This is a genomic window from Okeania sp. SIO1H4 (assembly GCF_010672695.1).
GTDB lineage: Bacteria > Cyanobacteriota > Cyanobacteriia > Cyanobacteriales > Microcoleaceae > Okeania > Okeania hirsuta.
In genome coordinates, this window is sequence record NZ_JAAHGB010000015.1 from 1 (window position 1) to 19,665 (window position 19,665).

13 protein-coding genes and 1 pseudogene are annotated in these 19,665 nt (G+C 38.3%); 5 read left to right on the forward strand and 9 right to left on the reverse strand.

Annotated features, from left to right (window positions below):
• Positions 1–126: pseudogene (locus tag F6K06_RS13575) on the forward strand (IS701 family transposase); the annotation flags it as partial.
• A gap of 279 nt (positions 127–405) precedes the next feature.
• On the opposite strand, the gene F6K06_RS13580 reads toward F6K06_RS13575, so the two are convergent.
• The 5 genes from F6K06_RS13580 to F6K06_RS13600 all read right to left on the reverse strand — a co-directional run bounded on the left by F6K06_RS13580 (position 406) and on the right by F6K06_RS13600 (position 7,043).
• Positions 406–1,653, reverse strand: coding sequence for an FtsX-like permease family protein (locus tag F6K06_RS13580; RefSeq protein ID WP_124144775.1), 1,248 nt, complete (start codon positions 1,651–1,653; stop codon positions 406–408).
• Positions 1,654–1,957: 304 nt separating this feature from the next.
• Positions 1,958–2,992, reverse strand: a complete 1,035-nt coding sequence (locus tag F6K06_RS13585) for a polysaccharide deacetylase family protein (protein WP_124144776.1) — start codon at positions 2,990–2,992, stop codon at positions 1,958–1,960.
• 226 nt (positions 2,993–3,218) lie between these two features.
• On the reverse strand, positions 3,219–4,784 hold the full coding sequence (locus F6K06_RS13590; protein WP_124144777.1) for a bifunctional pantoate--beta-alanine ligase/(d)CMP kinase: 1,566 nt from the start codon (positions 4,782–4,784) through the stop codon (positions 3,219–3,221).
• Positions 4,785–5,513: 729 nt separating this feature from the next.
• Positions 5,514–6,548 (reverse strand): septal ring lytic transglycosylase RlpA family protein, encoded by a 1,035-nt coding sequence (locus tag F6K06_RS13595; RefSeq protein ID WP_287241579.1) that lies wholly within the window; start codon positions 6,546–6,548, stop codon positions 5,514–5,516.
• A gap of 114 nt (positions 6,549–6,662) precedes the next feature.
• Positions 6,663–7,043, reverse strand: a complete 381-nt coding sequence (locus F6K06_RS13600) for a hypothetical protein (RefSeq protein WP_124155967.1) — start codon at positions 7,041–7,043, stop codon at positions 6,663–6,665.
• A gap of 588 nt (positions 7,044–7,631) precedes the next feature.
• Between F6K06_RS13600 and purM the strand changes: the two genes are divergently transcribed.
• The 4 genes from purM to F6K06_RS13620 all read left to right on the forward strand — a co-directional run bounded on the left by purM (position 7,632) and on the right by F6K06_RS13620 (position 14,014).
• Entirely contained in the window at positions 7,632–8,627 is a 996-nt protein-coding gene (gene purM, locus F6K06_RS13605) for a phosphoribosylformylglycinamidine cyclo-ligase (protein WP_287241659.1), read from the forward strand.
• A gap of 973 nt (positions 8,628–9,600) precedes the next feature.
• Positions 9,601–11,382, forward strand: coding sequence for an AarF/ABC1/UbiB kinase family protein (locus F6K06_RS13610; RefSeq protein WP_287241582.1), 1,782 nt, complete (start codon positions 9,601–9,603; stop codon positions 11,380–11,382).
• Between the two features lie 141 nt (positions 11,383–11,523).
• Positions 11,524–12,807 (forward strand): linear amide C-N hydrolase, encoded by a 1,284-nt coding sequence (locus F6K06_RS13615; protein WP_287241584.1) that lies wholly within the window; start codon positions 11,524–11,526, stop codon positions 12,805–12,807.
• Between the two features lie 238 nt (positions 12,808–13,045).
• Entirely contained in the window at positions 13,046–14,014 is a 969-nt protein-coding gene (locus F6K06_RS13620) for an SGNH/GDSL hydrolase family protein (protein ID WP_287276181.1), read from the forward strand.
• Between the two features lie 143 nt (positions 14,015–14,157).
• Here F6K06_RS13620 and F6K06_RS13625 read toward each other — a convergent pair whose 3' ends face one another.
• From F6K06_RS13625 to F6K06_RS13640, 4 genes are all read right to left on the reverse strand, one after another.
• On the reverse strand, positions 14,158–15,426 hold the full coding sequence (locus tag F6K06_RS13625) for an alcohol acetyltransferase (protein WP_287308875.1): 1,269 nt from the start codon (positions 15,424–15,426) through the stop codon (positions 14,158–14,160).
• A 482-nt stretch (positions 15,427–15,908) separates the two neighbouring features.
• On the reverse strand, positions 15,909–17,309 hold the full coding sequence (locus tag F6K06_RS13630; RefSeq protein WP_124155963.1) for a cytochrome P450: 1,401 nt from the start codon (positions 17,307–17,309) through the stop codon (positions 15,909–15,911).
• Between the two features lie 191 nt (positions 17,310–17,500).
• Entirely contained in the window at positions 17,501–18,856 is a 1,356-nt protein-coding gene (locus F6K06_RS13635) for a cytochrome P450 (RefSeq protein ID WP_124155962.1), read from the reverse strand.
• Positions 18,857–18,961: 105 nt separating this feature from the next.
• A complete protein-coding gene (locus F6K06_RS13640; RefSeq protein WP_287241590.1) occupies positions 18,962–19,471 on the reverse strand; it encodes a lipocalin-like domain-containing protein in 510 nt (169 codons plus the stop codon).
• Positions 19,472–19,665: the final 194 nt, after the last annotated feature.

The following is a 19,665-nucleotide window of genomic DNA, read 5'->3' on the forward strand; positions in this document are numbered from 1 at the left end:
ATTCGGGGCATAGGAATAGTTAATTGTATCTATTTTAATCCACAAAATGAACAATTTTGGATAATAGATTACCGTATTTATGATCCAGATAGTGACAACAAAACTAAAATAGATCATGTTGAAGAAAGGTACCGTAGGGCATAGTTCAACCTATATTGGTAATAGGGAACGCTTTGGGAGATAACGGCCTCTGCTAATGATGGGCAACTTGCCGATCGTAAGTTGTGTCGATGAGCAAAGAATCACTTGTTTGTGAGAATCCCCGCACCTTTAGGTCGGGGAGTATGTCAATAGGCGTTGTTCACTCCCATATACCATTACGCGACCAGGACTACTAAACCTAAACCCTAACACCTATAACCTTCTTCAAACCAACTTGCGATCAACAACTGAAATTGTTTATTTCTAAGCTTTAAATACAATTGCAGGATCGATACGAGTTACTTTTTGAATGGCAAAGAAAGCTGACCCGACACACATAAAAACAGTTATACCTAGCACTCCAAGTGCAGACAAAGGTGTAATCAAAATAATAATTCCTTTGCTTGCCACCCAAGTACTCAATCCTAAACATACCAACATTCCAGGGAGATAACCTAAAACTGCCATCCAAATTGCCTGCTCCACAATTACTGCATACAATTCTTGATCAGATGCACCCATGGCCTTGAGAGTACCAAATTCCTTCAGGTGGTCAGACACAGATGAATACAAAATTTGGGCGACCACTACTATGCCCACAATTACACCTACTACTGCACCCATTCCCAAAACTAAACCAATATTTGTTCGTGCCAACCAAAAAAATCTGGTTTTCTCAGATAGTTCATTTTTAGTGTAAGCATTGGTAGCTGGCATCGCCTCTTCTATTTTTTGTTTTAATACTTGTAAATCTTCACCTGGTTTAGCTTTGACTAATATATAAGCGATCGGATCTGCTACTTCTAAATTTTTTGGTGCTGGTGTTTCTTCCAACTTTTGAGTGGGGTCTTTTTTTTCTACTACTTTTGTACATTGAAGATTTCCTGCTCCTACAACTTTGCAGTTAACTTCGGCGTTAATACCTGCACTAATATATGTGTTAGCGTTTTCTAGGGATGTAAATAATAAGGTACTTGATACAATTGACTGAGTACCTTTGGTAACTGCGACTAATTTTGCTGGTAGGGAACCTGCGATCGCCATTGTTCCTACTCCTTCTGCAAGCATGCTAGATAGCCTACTTTGGTCGGCCATCACAGAGAATGGCTGTTTCAGGTCCCTGACGTTACCCTCAATGACTTTTCCTGGGTTAAACAGTTGTCCATCTGGGTTAAATCCCACCACCATTAATGGACTCATTTCTCCATTCTGAGGCCGCCATCTGACTGATCCTAAAATCAAAGCTTCTGCTCGTTGGACACCTTCTATAGTTTTGGCTTGATTCAATTGACCGTAAAGTAAGGGGTCTGTCAGCTCGAAGTTGACCATTTCATTAGAGGCGATCCAAATATCTGCGTTGGATTTATCTATTAGTAGGGTTGTGGAACGAGCAAACCCATTTAATATGCCTGTTTGAATTGTCACTAAGCTGACTGCAAATAATATCCCTGCTTGGGCTACTATAAACCGAGGAATATCTTCTAATAAATTTTTGCGAGCTATAGAAGCCATCTTGTTTTAGTCAAAAGTACTAATAGATAGGTTTACCAACAATATATAGCAGGCAACAGGCAACAGGCAACAGGCAACAGTGAGAAAAGTATTTCTCTGTCTTACAGTTCATCATCAATCTATGTCCTAACTAACTCGTCCTTTGCTATAACAATATCAATCTGCTCTGCTCTGAAGTTTTATACAAAACTCACAACTAAATACGGTAAAAGTATTTCGATCCACCTTCGGTTGAGAGAAGTAGTAAGTAGAAAATCAAAGATCAAATCTTTCTCTTTGGTCGTTGGATTTAATATCTCATTGTTTATTCCTTGTTTCCTTCTGCCTTTGTTTCTTGCTTTTTAATTTCTCTTTGTTTTGCTAATTCTTCTTGATGTAGCTCTCTATCTTTAATGGTTAGTAATTCTGGTATGGTCACAAATTCATAACCTTGTTTTTTCAAGCCAGCAATAATATTGGGTAGAGCTTCAACAACGTGACCTCTTGGGCCACCACCATCATGTAGTAAGACAATTCCACCATTGCTAGCTTTATTCAAAACTTTTTTAGTAATTTCTTTAGCTGACCTGTAATACCAGTCTACGGAATCAGCAGACCATAAGACTACGGTGTGTTTCCGTTCTTTGGCGTAGTCGGCTAAACCATTCACTAGGACACCACCAGGTGGACGAAATAGATTGGTTGTCCTGCCTGTGATTTTGTATATCAGGTCTGCTGTACGTCCAATTTCACTTTTGATCAGGTCTGGACTCATTTTACTCTTTTTAGAAGGGTGGTTCCATGTGTGGTTAGCAATAACGTGACCTTCTTCTACAATTTTTTTGCCTATTTCTTGACGTACGTTTAAATGTTGGCCGACTACGAAAAAAGTTGCCCGAATATTATGCTTTTTGAGAATATCTAATATTTGTTCTGTAGTTTTGTTCCACGGACCGTCGTCAAAGGTTAAGGAAATAACTTTCTGTTTGCTATTGAGAGTAATATTTTTAACTGTTTGACTTTGGAATCTTTTAGGGACACTAAAGTTAAAGGTTTTTAATTCTAATTCCCTCAGTTTTTGTTTAGTATTATTAATTTTTTTGGCAACAACAGAACTAATTTTAATTATTTCTAATGGAGTTTCTTTGCTATTTACCGATTGATTGATTGTCTTTGTACTTGTTGCTGTTTTTACTGTATTTGTATTTGTTGCTGTTTTTACTGTAGTTGCTTTTGTATTTGTTTGTTGATTTGTCCATATTTCCATGGGCAATAACATTCCGATTAAGAAACTTCCACTAGCAGCTATCACTGTTGCTAAAGATTTCCCTTGTCTGGATAGTGAACCTAAGTTTGTCATATTTCTCCTACACACCTTTGTGATTTTCTGAAATTATTCAGTAATTTTGTCAAGAATTTTGTCAAGTTAAAAAACATGAATTTTTAGGCGGTTTAACTATTATTGTTATTCTGGAATAATAGCTATTATTAAAAATACTTTTATTGAGAAAATAAAATACTTGATTCTCCTCCTAAGTTTCATCTAAATAATCTTAATCTACTAAGTATTTTCCGGATTAAATGAACTATAGTTGTGGATTTTTTTGTCTGTAAATATCTACAATTTTTTGAGTAACTTCCGCTATGCTTAAACCATCGGTGCTAATTTCTATAGCATCTAGAGCTTTTCGTAAGGGAGAAATTTTCCGGTTAGCATCTTTTTGGTCTCGTTGAATAATATCTTTTTTTACTTGTTCTAAGCTGATATTAGTTTGACCTTTTTGTTGTAACTCTAGCAGTCGTCGTCGCGATCGCTCTTCAGCAGAAGCTGTTAAAAAAATCTTTAGTTCAGCATTGGGAAATACATGAGTACCAATATCTCGTCCTTCTGCTACTATTCCTCCTTTTGTTCCAAATTTTTGTTGTTGTTCTACCATAAAATACCTGACAGTTGCCTGAGCTGCAATAGCTGAAACATGATTTGTAACTTCTCTGCTCCGAATTGCTTCTGTAACATCCTGGCCATTAATAATGACATGGTTGTTTTCAGGGCCATTAAAACTAATCTGACATTGACTGACTAACTCTGCTATTTGGGGTTCATCTTCTACTGGGATGCCAGCTTGTAATACCATCCATGTTACGGCTCGATACATTGCCCCTGTGTCCAAGTACAAAAGTCCTAATTTTTGTGCGACTAATTTGGTTACTGTTGATTTGCCAGCTCCAGCAGGACCGTCAATGGCAATTATTGGTTTGCGGTTTCTCAAGAGAATATTATCTATTAAACGGCAAGAACCAATATGAGCAGCGATCGCTAATAAACCTATATCCTGAATATTTTCTAAAGGTTGTAAACTTTCTGGATTGACTATTTCTACATACTCTAGTTTTATAAATGGTAAAGTTGCCAATTGTTCCTGCACAGCATTTTTAATTTTTTCTACAATATTTGCTGCATTTAGATTTTCTAAAAATACTTTTCTACCATGACAAAGAGAACTATATAATATGGAAGCTTGCTGTTTTTGTTCGATAGTTAAATATTGATTGCGAGAGCTAATAGCTAATCCTGAAGATTCACGAACTATTGGACAAGAAATAATATTAACGGACAAACTGAGGTCTTTTACCAACCTTTGAATAATTGCTAATTGTTGAGCATCTTTTTGCCCAAAATAAGCATTATTGGGCTGAACTAAACTCAATAATTTAGTTACAATAGTCGCAATTCCTTGAAAAAAAGCAGGTCTAGAAAGACTACACATAATTGATGTCATGCTAGATGGAGGAACAACTGTAGTTGTAGAATTTTGAGCATTAGTAGACAGCTCATTTTCCATATTCATCGTTTCAGGGGTGGGAGCAAAAATAATATCTACACCTTCTTGTTCGCATAGTTTTTTATCTGCTTCTAACTGCCGAGGATATTGTTGGAAATCTTCACTAGGAGAAAACTGTAAAGGATTAACAAAAATAGTCACAACAGTAATTTTATTCTCTTCTCTAGCACGTTTAATTAAACTTAAATGTCCTTTGTGTAAAGCTCCCATTGTTGGTACTAAACCAACAGTATGTGGAGATTTTTGTAGATCATTTTTCAAAAAATTTAAGTAGCATTGCAAAGCTGCAGTAGTAGTAAATAGACGCATTTTTTATAAAAATAATTATTGATAATTGGTAAGCATTCAGCACTCAGCACTCAGCACTCAGCTATTAAGTTATTATCCTAGAAGGAGAATTCAAAATTACGTTTGCGTAGCATTCCGTAGGAAATGATGCTAATAGCTGAATGCTTACCATTGCTATACTCAAGTTTATTAAGTATATTTTATTTCCTGTTCCCTACTAACAAATCTTATAGCAATTGAAGCAAAAGATGCGGACAGTTCAAAAGCTTAAAACTCAGACAAAGCAATATTTTCCCTATTACTTCTTCCTTCTTCCCTCTTCCTTCTTACTTCTTACTTCTTCCTCTATATATAATAGAAAAAGGAGGAAAAGATAGACTTTTCCCCCAAACTATTTATATAGACACTCTCACGAAACTATTAGAGTTACTACTCCTGTAATGATGTAGAGTGAAACATTCATTGACATCCTCCCGACGCTGCTCTAGGAGACAGCGCGGGATTCCTAACCATCGCTGATTAGGTCTTTCTGCTTCAATGCACCAGCCTCCAAGGTCAAGCCTCTTTTCGGTCTTACGGTCGCTCTACAGACTGACACTGCTAGCCCAGCAGCAAAACTTTAATTATAACACACTATTGGCATATACCGCAAAATTGATTGGTTTTTCCTCCGGAATGCTACGCAAACATCCCGACGCTCCCCTTCGGGAGAGCGTGGGTCTTCAACCAACGTTGAGATAAATGCCAAAATTAAGATCCACGAGAATCAATCACCTCAACCTTTACAGGAGCAACCCCACTCTGAATCATACCTAAAATACGAGCAGCCGCAGTAGATAAATCAATAACTCTGCCTGGAATAAATGGGCCTCGATCGTTAATCCTGACAACGACTGAACTACCATTATTGAGATTAGTCACTCGTACCTTTGTCCCAAAAGGCAGAGTTTTATGGGCTGCTGTCATTGCATATTGATTGTAACGTTCGCCACTGGCACTTAAGTTACCATGAAATCCAGGGCCGTACCAAGAAGCCCAACCTTGATCTTGGAAAGTAATAGGCCTAACAGCTATTTTTTGTGGTTCTGGCTGTGGTTTTGGTTTTGGTTGACCCGCTATTTCTTTTAAAGGAGGGGCATTATTAACTTGTCGTCTGAGACGGTTAGTTGCTTGTAGGGTATCTGTGGCTAAATCGTTAGTAGTATCTGGCAGAATAGTTTGCTTATCTATTTCTACTAATTTTTGGTCATTAACCAGAATCATGTAGCTTTCAGTATCTGTGTCCCACTTAGCTGTAATATCCAGATTAGGGTTTTCCTGCATAAGCTGATTTAGTTGGGAGGCAACTATTGATGCTCGCCACACAGGATCTTTTTGTTGGTTTGAATTAGAAGATTGAATAGTAGCTACTTTCACCGAAGAGTCTGAGTTAGACTCTGGACTATTATTTGCCTTCTTATCCTGAGAGTCAAGAAAAGTAAGAACTGGAATATTACGAACATAGAGAGTTGCAGCTTGACGACCAGTTAATTCATGGGCCATAATTTCAGTGACAGTCTCCTTCCCTTGTCTTGTGTTTAACTGGTATTCTCCAACTTTGAACACATTTGCCTGTCTATTGGCAACAGTTTTCTGTAAGTTATCATTTATTTCTAAGCTTCTATCTGTTGGTTCGTTCTTTTGATAAATTTTGTCTTCTTGAAGAGTATCAGCATAAGAGTAATCTACACCTACACTAGAAAATATCAAGAAAGTAGTCAGAAAAGTCCAAATTTTGTACTTCATAAACCTATTTTTTTTAAGCTATTTTTTTTAAGAAGCACCCATTGAGTTGAACTTATCTGGGCATAGTCCAGCTAAGACTATTCCGGATAACCCAAACTCTTAGAAAAAATCTACTCAAAACGAGTAATTGTATCCATCTCGTCTGTGAATGGGTTGGATATGATTTCGAGATACAGACAAGATTTTATCCCCATGTCGGATGTCAAAATTACCTTTACTTCTGACAGTTTTAATCCTGACTCCCTTTAATCCAATGTTTTTGCCTTTGACGACATTGATCATATCTCCAGTTTTCCAACCTGGTACAGGTTTTTTAGCCTGATAACCCTTGCGGGGAAAACCATATTTGTCCATCTGTACCATCTGCCTGCAACCATGTCCCATTGCTGTTACCATTAGGGGTTGATTCGTCAGCATTGCCATGCCAGGTTTGCATGGTGTTAATGGTTTTTTACTCGCGTCAAGCACGAATACATAATTAGTTGAGTTGGACATTTTTGCGTCCCTCCTACAAAAAGTGTAAAGTTGGCCTCGCCTGGTTATTTTGGCTTGTTAAGTTCGACACACTGGTTTTTCAAATCTCTTTACCTGTTTAATGCCAAACAATAGAGGTCAGAACTGGCCACGCATTCTGACGTATTGTGACCAAAATAACGTTTACTTATTGCTAAGTAGGCTGGACTAACCATTTAAGCGATTTGAGCGCTTTGATTAGATTTGTGGTTAGTCTTCGATGTTTAAGTATTATTAAGAGACTGCAATAGAGTATCACAAACTTTTAAGATTGGGAATCAAATTAGAAAAAAAATTTGGTTAATTTTATAGATACAAGACTGATGGTAAACTTCTAAAGGCTAGACATCCTGACAAAGCTAGTGTCGCTACGCGGAAGTTAAAAATCAAAAATCAAAATTCAAAAGCATTGATTGGTAAGGCTTTTAAGATTTTGTAACTGGTCAGTTATTTCCGCCGTCCTGCACTAGGGATTGATGAAATTGCCTTTGCAAGATTGAGAATCTGCAAAAATGGGTTTCTTAATTTCTTGTTGTCTAGCGCACAATCAAAGTTTTGGCCTAAGACATGATGGATTATAAACAAGCTGGTGTTGATGTTGAAGCGGGTCGTGAATTTGTAGATAATATCCGCAATATGGTTATTAGTACCCACCGACCAGAAGTTTTAGGAGCATTAGGTGGGTTTAGTGGATTATTTGCTTTGCCAAGTGGTTACAAAGAACCTGTTTTGGTTTCTGGTACTGATGGTGTGGGCACAAAATTAAAACTGGCAAATACTCTTAATTGTCATCATACTGTTGGTATTGATTTGGTTGCTATGTGTGTTAATGATGTGTTGACATCGGGGGCGGAACCTCTATTTTTTTTGGATTATTTAGCAACAGGAAAATTGAATCATCAACAGTTAACTGAAGTGGTTTCTGGTATTGCTGAAGGATGTCGTTTAGCAGGGTGTGCTTTAATTGGAGGAGAGACTGCTGAAATGCCTGGTTTTTATCCACCTGGTGAGTATGACTTAGCTGGTTTTTGTGTGGGAATTGTGGAAAAAAGTTTAATTTTGGACGGGTCTCAGGTAAAAGTAGGGGATGTGGCGATCGGGTTGGAAAGTAGTGGTGTTCATAGTAATGGTTTTAGTTTAGTTAGAAAGATTATTGACGAGTACAATATTTCTCTACAAGATTGTCCAGATTTTTTGAATCAGAAAAGTTTAGGAGAGGCGCTATTAACCCCAACAAAAATTTATGTTAAGCCAATTTTAGCAGGGCAAAAAGCGGGTTTAGATATTCATGGTATGGCTCATATTACAGGTGGCGGTTTACCAGAAAATTTACCTCGTTGTTTGCCAGAAGGAATGTCTATTAATATTGATAGAAATAGTTGGGATATTCCTCCTATTTTTAAGTGGATATCTGAAGTTGGAAATGTTAAAGAAGAAGCGATGTTTAATACTTTTAATATGGGGATTGGTTTTGTGGTTTTAGTGTCGCCAAATCAGGCAGAAATAACGATTAATTGGTTTGCTTCTCAGGGAATCAAAGCTTATTTTCTAGGTGAAGTTAATTAGTTTTTGATAATGGATTGAGCAAAAATTAGGGATAATTTTTTTGATGAGGGAGTAGGCTATCGCTAAAGTAATTTATTCAATTATCAATCTTTGTTATTGTCGTCACATTTATAATTTTAAATCACCTAAATCAACGAAAGATATCTAAGTTGTTTATGCAAAAAAGATAAAATTAAGTAAGGAATTACAATTATGTTGACATAATATAAATTGACACAAAGAGTTAATTTTGTGATTGAATGATGAAGATAAGCATAATTAAAATCAGACTTGAATATTGCGACCGCAATATTTAATCTTAGTAGGCTAAAATTACGATGGTTTATGATGATTTATTTGAATAAAACACACATTCCGCACGTCAACTTGTAACATTAACAGTAGTATATCAATCTGTAGCTTGGTTAAGTATTTATACTATGCAAATCATCTCAATTACTTTTTTAGTCGATCAAATTCCGAGTAAATAATTAAGTATAAATACTTGCTTGATCGTGTACTTGATCGTGACACCTATGATTTTCTTCAGAATTGCTGTCTCCTGCCTCCTGACTCCTTCTTCGGTTGCTACATTTTGTGGTGCGGAATGTGGGATAAAAATTTCCTTGATTTAATATCTAAGTAAATAAGTATGAAATGGCAAATTGGTGAGCGATCGCTGTTGCATACAATATCTGATATCTAGCAACTTTTCCAAAATTATTAAATAGTTTTCACGATCTAGTTAATTAAATGAATATTAATCATTCTAAGAGTAATTCTTAAAAATCTTATTTTAAAGGTGTAATTTTTCTATAGTCCTATCGCTGGAAAAATGTGTGTTCAATGATTTTTATAGGTTTAAAACTATGAGTATTTTCAATATAAATTATGAGTAATTTTCTAGACTTAAATCAAAAGTAAACAAAAAAAAATTAACAGTGAAATAGTAAAGTACACAATTAATAAATAATTTATTGGTCTAGTTGAAAATATGATAAAGAAGAAGTATATTCCTACCCCTATAGTTGAGAAAAAAAAGCGTAAAAAAGTAAAGGTGGTAGAGAATCTGGAGACCCGTCGCTTATCAACTCTCTATGTTATTTGGAGATTCCTAGTTTATTTTGCAAGAATACAATATCGCAAGTTTACTGGTAAGGCAGATGTGCAAAAAACAGCCACTCAGTTACGAGAAATCTTTGAAGAATTTGGTGGTTTTTGGGTAAAAGCAGGTCAGATACTCGCGCTACGAACAGACCTTTTTCCCCAGGAAGTATGTGACGAATTACGAAGTCTACAATATGAAGCTCTTGGGTTTCCTTTTCACATAGCACGCTCAACTATTGAATCAGAATTAGGTGCTCCTATAGAAAAAATATTTGAGAGTTTTGATGAAGAACCTCTAGCAGCTGCCTCTATTGCTCAAATTCATAGAGCAGTTCTGTTGAAAAAGAAAAAGAAAATTTCTGTAGTAGTTAAAATTCAGCGTCCTGGTTTGGCAGATGCTTTCAAGCGAGATTTAGATGTAATTAAGATTTTTGTTAATTTGTTGGTATCTTTCAATGTTGCTCCTTATTTCCGTTGGGAGCAGTTTGTAGTAGAACTGGAAAAAACTTTTAAGGAAGAGTTGGATTTTCGTTATGAAGCTGCTAATGGTCGTCGCATGAAAAAAAACCTCAAACTCCATAAAATATATGTTCCAACAGTATATCAGAAATATTGTAAACGTAGAGTTTTGGTGATGGAATTTATAGACGGTGTTTTGATGTCTGACTACATTAAGATCTTACTAAGCGATCGCCAGAGAGCAAGGCAGTGGGATGACGAAAACGATGTAGACTCCAAAGAAGTTGGTGAAAAGCTGTTCCTATCTTTATTACGACAAATCTTTGAAGATAATCTTTATCATGGAGACTTACACCCAGGTAATATAATTTTATTACGCAAAAGCAAGTTTGTATTAATTGATATGGGAAGTACGGGAACTCTGGACGCAGAATTCAGAAGAATTTATTTTAATTATATAAATGCTCTCTCAGAGGGAGATTTTCCTAAAGCTTCTGATTATTATATCCGGTTGTGTATAGATGTTCCGAAAGCAAACATTCCTAGAGTCAGGGTTGATATGGCTCGTGGATTTGATTCTTGGTCAGCTAAATCTGAACTCAAGGGGTTATCATATCGGGAAAAGTCCTTGGGTGGGGCTACCCAAGAAGTTAATCAAGTAACCTTTGAGAACGGAATACCAGCTAATTGGACACTTCTGAAAATTAGTAGGTCTTTCTTTGCATTAGATGGCTCACTGCAATATCTCTTGCCAGAACTAAATACGTTCAAGATCCTCAAAAAGTACAATAAGGAAGCCGATCGCCGTGCTTTAATTAATAGTCTGCGTCCTAATAATATTAGGGCGTCGCTTCAGCAGTTATCGGATACTTTTAATCAGTATAACGATATAATTTTGCCTCAACTACGACAGCGAACTATAGCTTTTGAGTTAACAGTTAATAGGTCTGCTCTAACATTGGCAACAATTTTGCGTAGTTTGTCATCTATATTGCTGATAGGTGGGTTCGGAACATTGTATGTCTTCCTCTATCAGCAATATTTTGAGATCATTCAACCTATTAATGTTGAAGTTGTTGATGAAGTTGTGAGACAGTTGCCATACATACCATATTTGGAGTGGGTAGGGATATTGATTGTTGGGGGATTAACTTTCAGGGTTTTATTAGCTTGTGTAAATATCCTGGAGCGTAAGGAGTTTGGTAATTAGAAAAGTTTATTAATTTTATTAATTAGATAACAATAAAATATTGATTTAAGTGGGAATGAGTATGTTATGGTTTTACTGTCATGGGTAAATAATCCAAGACATTAAGCAGCATTTAACTTAATGACGAAGAAGTATAATTTTATGAAGAAGCTAGCAACTGTATTTGTTGTGCTCATTACAATCCTGTCGATGGTAGTGATGCCAGCGGCTCAGGCTTGTAGTCGGTTAGTCTACCAAGGTAGTTTAGGACCAATTACTGCCCGCAGTATGGACTGGTTTCATGACCCCGAGGCTGAGCTCTGGTTCTTTCCGGCGGGCATAGACCGCACAGGTGGGGCTGGTCCAAACTCAATTGGATGGAAGTCAAAATATGGCAGTATCATTACCTCGAGCTATGACATCGCCACTGTTGACGGCATAAATGATCAGGGTCTCGTTGCCAATCTCCTATTTTTGGCGGAGACGGACTACGGTGATATTAGACCATGCGATCCAACCTTGTCCGTTGGAGGCTGGGGTCAATATGTCCTTGATAATTATGCAAACGTTGCAGAGGCAGTCGAAGAACTGGAAAAAAAATCCTTCAAAATCGTCACAACCACCCTTAATGAGCTCGCCTCAAGCTCCTCAACCCTAAGACCTGGCTCCATACCGACACCTATTCTATTACTTCCGGATGGACACGGCGGGACGATGGGAGACGCGAACTTTGCACTTCACATGGCGCTCTCGGATAGAACTGGGGATTCAGCGATCATTGAATACCTTGGTGGTGAGATGATTGTCCATCATAAAAAAACAGATGATGAGAATACTTCTGCAAAATACAATGTGCTGACCAATGACCCAACCTTCGAGGAACAGCTTGCCATCAATAGCTATTGGAATAGCCTCTACGCAAATTTGGAAGGTACAATTGGGTTATTTCTGCCAGGTACCAGCAGTCCATCAGACCGGTTTATCCGGGCTAGTTATTACTTGGATAAAATGGGTCTTCGGTTGGCAGAAGAGAAAAAGTTGGCATCGAAAGCATCGGGCTTCATCCTCAATAAAGATCAGGAGCGGCGGAGTGAATTAGCTGCAGCGCTTGGCATCATCCGCAACGTCTCTGACCCTATTGGTCTAGATGGTTTCGGCATAGGTACCACGCAATGGCGGACTCTTGCGAACCAAAGTATTCCGACGAATGAAAATGTAAGTAATGATCCAGATGCCACCTACTTTTTTGAATTCACCGAGAATCCGAGTGTTGTCTGGGCTAATATCAACAAGCTGGCTGAAAAAGGAGTTGTGAGTAATCTTGACTCTATTAATAATCCTTTCTTGTCAGGTAATGTGTCAGAATTGTTCGTCGAGCAAGAAGATCCCTTCTCCTGGGATATCTCTTGCACTCTTAATAACTCCTGCTTGATAAGTCCTAAATAACTAAACAAGGGAACCAATAGTTTATTGGTATTCTCAATCTTGTAATTTGGCTGAGGGTGCGATTTTAGCACCCTCGCTTTTAGCTAACTTGTCACCACTTGAGCCAATGAACATTCTCTGGAAAAATCCTAGGAAACACGTTGCCAAGTAATGCAAAAGGTATTCCCTACAGATGATACAGTTAGTACAAGTATATCTTCTGAAATGTCAAAAGTTTGTAGAGGACAAAAAAATTCTTATGTTTAAACGACTTAGCTTCAATGTACTGACAATCACGATTGTTAGTATGATTATGTTAATGGGCATTGTAGTCAAAACTCCTGATGCTTATGCTGCTAAATTTGGCTCAGTTTCCCACATTTACGCCTTCGGAGATAGCTATTCAGATAACGGGGCATCATTTGAAATTTCGACTCAGGCTGTTGATGCAGGTGTGCCTGGTTCATTTATCTTGCCAGCTGACCCAGCTTTAGGAATTTATGATTCTGAAGGACGCGCGACCAATGGTCTCACAACTGTCGAAGTGTTGTCTCAGAATCTCCAAGTTGGTTTAACCGATTACGCAGTTGTGGGTGCCAAGAGCGGCAATGGAAACTACAATGCTTGGTTAGATGATTTCCAAGATACGGGAGCCTTTGGCCAAATTGAGCAATTCACCGCAGAGCTATCGGGTCAAGTTGCTGATAGAAATGCTTTGTACTTTATCTTTATCTCCGCCAATGATCTTTTGGAATATGTTGACTTTGACTTGCCTGGAACTGTTGAAGAACTATCAGTCCAAACTGTGAATAATATTGGACAGAGCCTATCCAATTTAGCAGCATTGGGTGCCAATAAGTTTATGGTTGTTAATTCTTCTGATATTGGTATTGTACCTCATATCATAGAATTTGATAATACTGATGAAGCAGTTCTATTTACAAAGTTGGTTAACGAGCTTCTGCCCCAGAAACTAGAGATGCTTACTGAAGAATTAGGTGCTGAAATTGTACTGTACGATCATATTGCAATTAGCGATCAAATCCGTTCCAAGCCAGACCAATATACTTTGACTAACTTAAACTATCCTTGTCAACCTACATCTCCAATTGAGCCTGCCTGTTCATTACCTGATGAGTACTATTTTTGGGATGAAATTCATCCTACTGCTCGTGTGCATCAAATTATTGGGGAAGATATGGCAATCTTCGTTAAGAACCAGCAATGAGTACCCGAGCCATCCACTGTTATTGGTTCATGAAATATCCATTTTTGTACCGTTTCGGCAAGTCCTAAGTATTTATAATCAGGATTGTGATTTAATTAATAAATTAGAGGCATATGTATAAGTCAATTTTAACTTCTCTAGCGTTATATTTTTCCCTTGCTAGCATCATCTAGATAGGACAGAGCGTTATCTACAAGAGCCTCCATTGTTTCCTGGCTAAGTAAAGGCACAGAAAAGGGGAAATGCAAAAACATTTTCCCCTCAAAGGTTGCAACAGAAGCAAAAAAACACCCCCTAAGTGTAGGCTGTGAGGCAACGACACTTATTTCTGAGAGTTCAAATTGACCGTAAGCTTTGGGAATGTTTACTCTACCAATATTAGAGACTGCCACTGTTAGATTGGGTTGACTAGGGCTAGACAGAAGAACCTCAGTAAACTTCCTCATAAGCAACATCTCAATGAATATACCATTGTCCTTTAAACCAACTTTTAGCTGCTGGATCACATCCCGAGCTAATTCCCAAAAGGATGTACTTGTGCTTAAAGTGTGAAATGAATCTACACCACAAGCCAATATCCCCATGTGTTCATTGCCGATTACTGGTTTCAAGTATTTGCGTATATTAACAATACTCCGACAAGACATTGGCGTTTTCTGGTCTGGCCTGATTTTTCTCGCTGCGGCAAACATCATTGCTGCGCATAAAGCACCTTGTACTGTTGTCTTTTCTTGGCGACAACGATTAACCAACTTTTGAGTAAAGTTGGCATCTAAGTTTCTATAAACATTACCAGAACGTAGTGAATCAAGAGGTACAGACTTTTTAATCCCCAATTTTTTGGGTCGGTGCCAAAGCAGTTTGAACTGAAGTCGCAGCAAATACAAAAGGATATTGATATTACGCCTAAACCCTTTGGTTGATGGGGGAAGTAATTCATTTATAGATGGAAGCGCTGGTAAGCTAGACACTGGAACGAGTCGCTCGCCAGAGGCAATTTTCGAGCAGTAGCTCAAGATCTCTGAATATAACTGAATGCTTGATAAACCATCCGAGATGGCGTGATCTATTGTGATAATCAGATGGCTAGTACTGTTTTCACTAAAATCCTGTTCTTGAATAAGTACACCTCGCAACAACACTTCACTACTCTCAATTTTGGTGTTTGATTCTTCTAGAACTATTTCTTGCCATTGTTCCTCATGGTACTTATCCACAACTCGCAAAGGAATTTTTTTTGCACCAGTTTCAAAACGAAGGTTATCCAAATCACCAACGATCCGAGAATTAAGCCGAGGGTGACGCTCTTGAATAAGATCCAGCGCCTGTCTGACAATTTCTTCACTCAGGGTTCCCAATATGCACCCGCTCACCACCACATTATTTGATGCATTAGTAATGCGATTGAGCATTTCCAAGGCTTGCTCTGGTTCACAGAGTTTTCTATTATCAATCATCAATAAACACCTACACAAAATTAATTACATATTCTGTTTGGGATGATTTGGAGTGTGCCAAAAGTTATTTGTAGCATTAATCAATGATGCCGACTAATATACAATTAATATGATCTCCGTTAGTATGGTTTGTGTAAAAGTTTAGGGAAATATCTGCGGTCATATAAGGTTTTTCCTTATCTTAAAGCTTCTTTCTTCTTCCTTGCATTCTCTATATAATACCAATGCTAACAGATATGATATAATTGATTAACTTTGTCTCACTATCCCAAAACTCACGAGATAGAAAATTTCAAGCTGTTATGACTTCTATATAATCCATTTGGCACCTTTACTCAGGATTAGATTTTTTGAGTCATTGAGTTCTAGTGGGAAGAAAAAATTAAAAATACTCCCCACCCTTACAATGTATAAAAAAATAAATACGCTTAGGGGTTCTATAAAGTAGCAGCCAGAGGTTTTGCTTGACACGATCGCTGACCTTTCATGATCATTTTCACACCTCCAGTCGGCAAGAGAGTGATACCTCGAACCTTAGGTTTAACAGGTCTGCGATCGGCCAGTTCTAGTTTATATTTTGATAGAATAGTTGCCAAGACCAACTTCATTTCATATATGGCAAAGGCGTCGCCAATACACATACGAGTCCCACCGCCAAAAGGCAGAAACTCATAGCTAGAGTATTTACGTTCTAAAAAGCGCTCTGGCTTAAACTGTTTCGGTTCGGGATATAAATCCTCCCGCTGGTGAGTGATATAAACACAGGGAATCAAGACTTTTCCAGGGGGCAAACAATAGCCCAATAGTTCTACTGGCTCTTGCACAACCCGTGCAAACAAAGTTATTAGTGAGGGACACATGCGCAGGGTTTCATTACAGACCGCAGTCAAATAAGGTAATTTAACAATGCTCGTCGGTTCGGGGTTTTCCTCTAAAGTCTCCAGTTCTGCCAATAGCTTTTCGGTAACTTCCGGCATATGATGAATCCAGTACAGCGCCCAAGTCATTGCTGTTGCGGTAGTGTCTAGACCTGCGCTCATTAAAGTTCTTAACTGATCCCTTAATTCGACATCAGTCAGGGGTTGACCTTCTTCATCCCGAGCTTCTATCAATAGGGAGAGGATATCTGTGCGATTAGGATCTGGTGAGGAGCGTCGTTCTCTGATTTCCGAGTAGATAATTTCATCAACTTGCTGCATTTGGCGACAAAAGTATCCCCAGGGACTCAGCGGACCAAGATCCTTTTGCATTATGGGTAAAATTATTGAGAGGGCATTTAAAGGAGAATTAAACATCTCCGATATGTTCTTCAAAGCTTGCTTGAGGGTTTCTAATCGTTCTTCTTGCTTAATGCCAAAGACCGCCTCTAAAATTACTTCTCGGGATATATCTTGCATAGTGCTACCAGCAGTAAATCCTTGACCAACTGTTAATTCATCCATCGCCAAAGATGCATGGTTGCAGATTAGTTTACCGTAGAAGCGCATGCGAGCACCATGAAAGGGAGGCATTACCATCTGCCGCATACGCTGGTGGCGACGTCCTGACACAGTTGTCAGTCCAGTGTCTCCAAAAAAAGGACGTGTAATCGTGTTCAGGTCTCCGGGAGCTGTAAATCGCTTACGATCCGTAAAAATCTTCTGCAATGCTTGGGGGTTACTGACGAACAGGGGAGACTCCTCCAAACCATGAGCAAGAGTTAAACCAACACAATCTGCTGGAAAAATATCCCGATATGGCTGTCGGGCAGCTGTTTCCATATAACCTATGGGATCGGCTAATGAATGGAGTTGCTGCAAAAACTTGGGACTTTTAGGACCCTGTGGCAGTTTTGTCATAGTTTTACTTCCTTTATTAAGAAATATATTATTAATTGTTACTACTGAAACACAATTTTGGCAATGTCTTGCTTTGAGCCTATCGCTTATCACATCTTATTTTAGGGTATTTAGGATACTATAGTAAGTATGGCAGGATCGATCTATCGTTTTGTGGGAGTCTCTATACTAGAGACAGACTGAAGTGTTCCTTAGGCCAATCGCTCACCTTTCATTATCATTTTCACTCCCCCAGCAGGGGTGATATTAGTACCTCGGCGCTCGGGTTTAACGGGTTTCTGTTCGGCCAGTTCTAGTTTATATTTTGATAGAATAGTTGCCAAAACCAACTTCATTTCATACATGCCAAAGGCATCGCCAATACAGCGACGGCTTCCACCACCAAAAGGCAGAAACTCATAGCTAGAGTATTTACGTTCTAAAAAGCGCTCGGGCTTAAACTGCTTCGGTTCGGGATATAAATCCTCACGGTGGTGAGTGAGATAAACACAGACAATCAACACTTTTCCAGGGGGTAAAGAATAGCCCAATAGTTCAACTGGCTCTTGCACTTGCCGTGGTAACAAAGTCATTGCTATGGGATAAATGCGCAGTGCTTCATTGCAAACAGCAGTCAAATAAGGCAATTTAACAATGCTCATTGGATCGGAGTTTTCCTCCAAAGTATCCATTTCCGCCAATAGCTTTTCCCTAACTTCCGGCAGATGATGAATCCAGTACAGTCCCCAAGTCATTGCCGTTGTTACAGTTTCAGTCCCGGCAGTTAGTAGATGCATTAATTGATCCCTTAACTCGACATCACTCATGGGCTGACCTGTTTCATCTCGGGCTGATATCAATAGGGAGAGGATATCTTTGCGACTGGGGTCTGGTGAAGAGCGTCGTTCTCTAATTTCAGCATAGATAATTTCGTCAACTTGCTGCCTTTGGCGACAAAAGTATCCCCAGGAACTCAAAGGACCAATATCCTTTCGCAGTATCGGGAAAAACATCCAGGTGTAATTTAAGGGAGAATCAAAAATCTCCGATAGATTCTTCACACCTTGCCTGAGAAGTTCAGCTCGTTCTCCTCGATCAAGGCCAAATATAGCATCTAAGATTACTCGTCGGGAAATCTCTCGCATGGAGGTATAAGCCGAAAACCTTTGACCAATTTTCAATTGGCCGAGTGCCAAAGATGCATGGTTACAGATTAGTTGACTGTAGAAGAGCATGCGATCGTTATGAAAGGAAGGCATCACCATCTGACGCCGACGCCGATGCCTACTTCCTGATAGAGTTATCATTGAGTAATCCCCTAGAAAAGGAGTCAAAATCTTGTTGAGTTCTCCAGGAGCTGTAAAACTCTTCGGATCTGTAAAAATCTGCTGCAATGCTTGGGGGTGACTAACGAACAAGGGAGACTCGCCCAAACCAACTGGCTCTGCCTGGAAAATATCCCGATACGGCTGTCGAGCAGCTGCTTCCATATAACCTATGGGATCGCCTAACCAATGAAGTTGCTGCAAAAGTTTGGGAGTTTTGGGACCGTCTGGCAGTTTTTTCATCGTTTTGCTTCCTTTACAAGAAATATGTTAATTGTTACTATCTAATATTTATTAGAGTCTTTCTCCTAAGAAGAAAGACTCAATTTCCTTGTCACCCAGTTCTTCTTAGGAAACACGTTGCCAACTAGCGATAACGCTATTATCCTTATTATCCCCATATAGTCTAGTTATTACAAGTGTATCTTCTGAAATCTCAAAAGCCATTTCTAGGTCTGTACCAATAAAATCTGGAACTAGACTAACTTCAATATGGTAAATAAGTTTATTATCTCTAATTTCATATTTACAAATATAACTAGCATACTTGTTCCCTGCCTGAATATATCTAACAGTTGCTCTGAGATATTTAAATAAATTTGTTATTTTTGCTTTTCCACCATACGCCATATTAAATATTTCTTGTATAGGTAATCCCAAACCCAGGCGATTTCTCATTATAATTGAGGATGATATATATCCATCCTGAGTATATATGGTGTAGCCTATAGGATTTTGGCCGTAGGGATAACTAACTTTTTGTTGGTTATCTACAGATTTCACTTCGACAAGTTTCCATGTTCCGACAAAAGCATCTTTGGAGACTATACTATCTGTCATTTCTGTTCCTTGTGTCATTTTTATTCCCTAATTATTGGTTTTTTTTAGAGTATGCCTATTATGCACATTTAGTTGAATACTTGCTCATATTATATCATATAGCAATTGTGAAAATTCAAAAACAATCTACATTTTTACCAATGGATAATGGATAATTGATAATTAATCAATTCGGCTTTATTGTCTCTCCTTTTAAGGAGAAAACCAGAGGT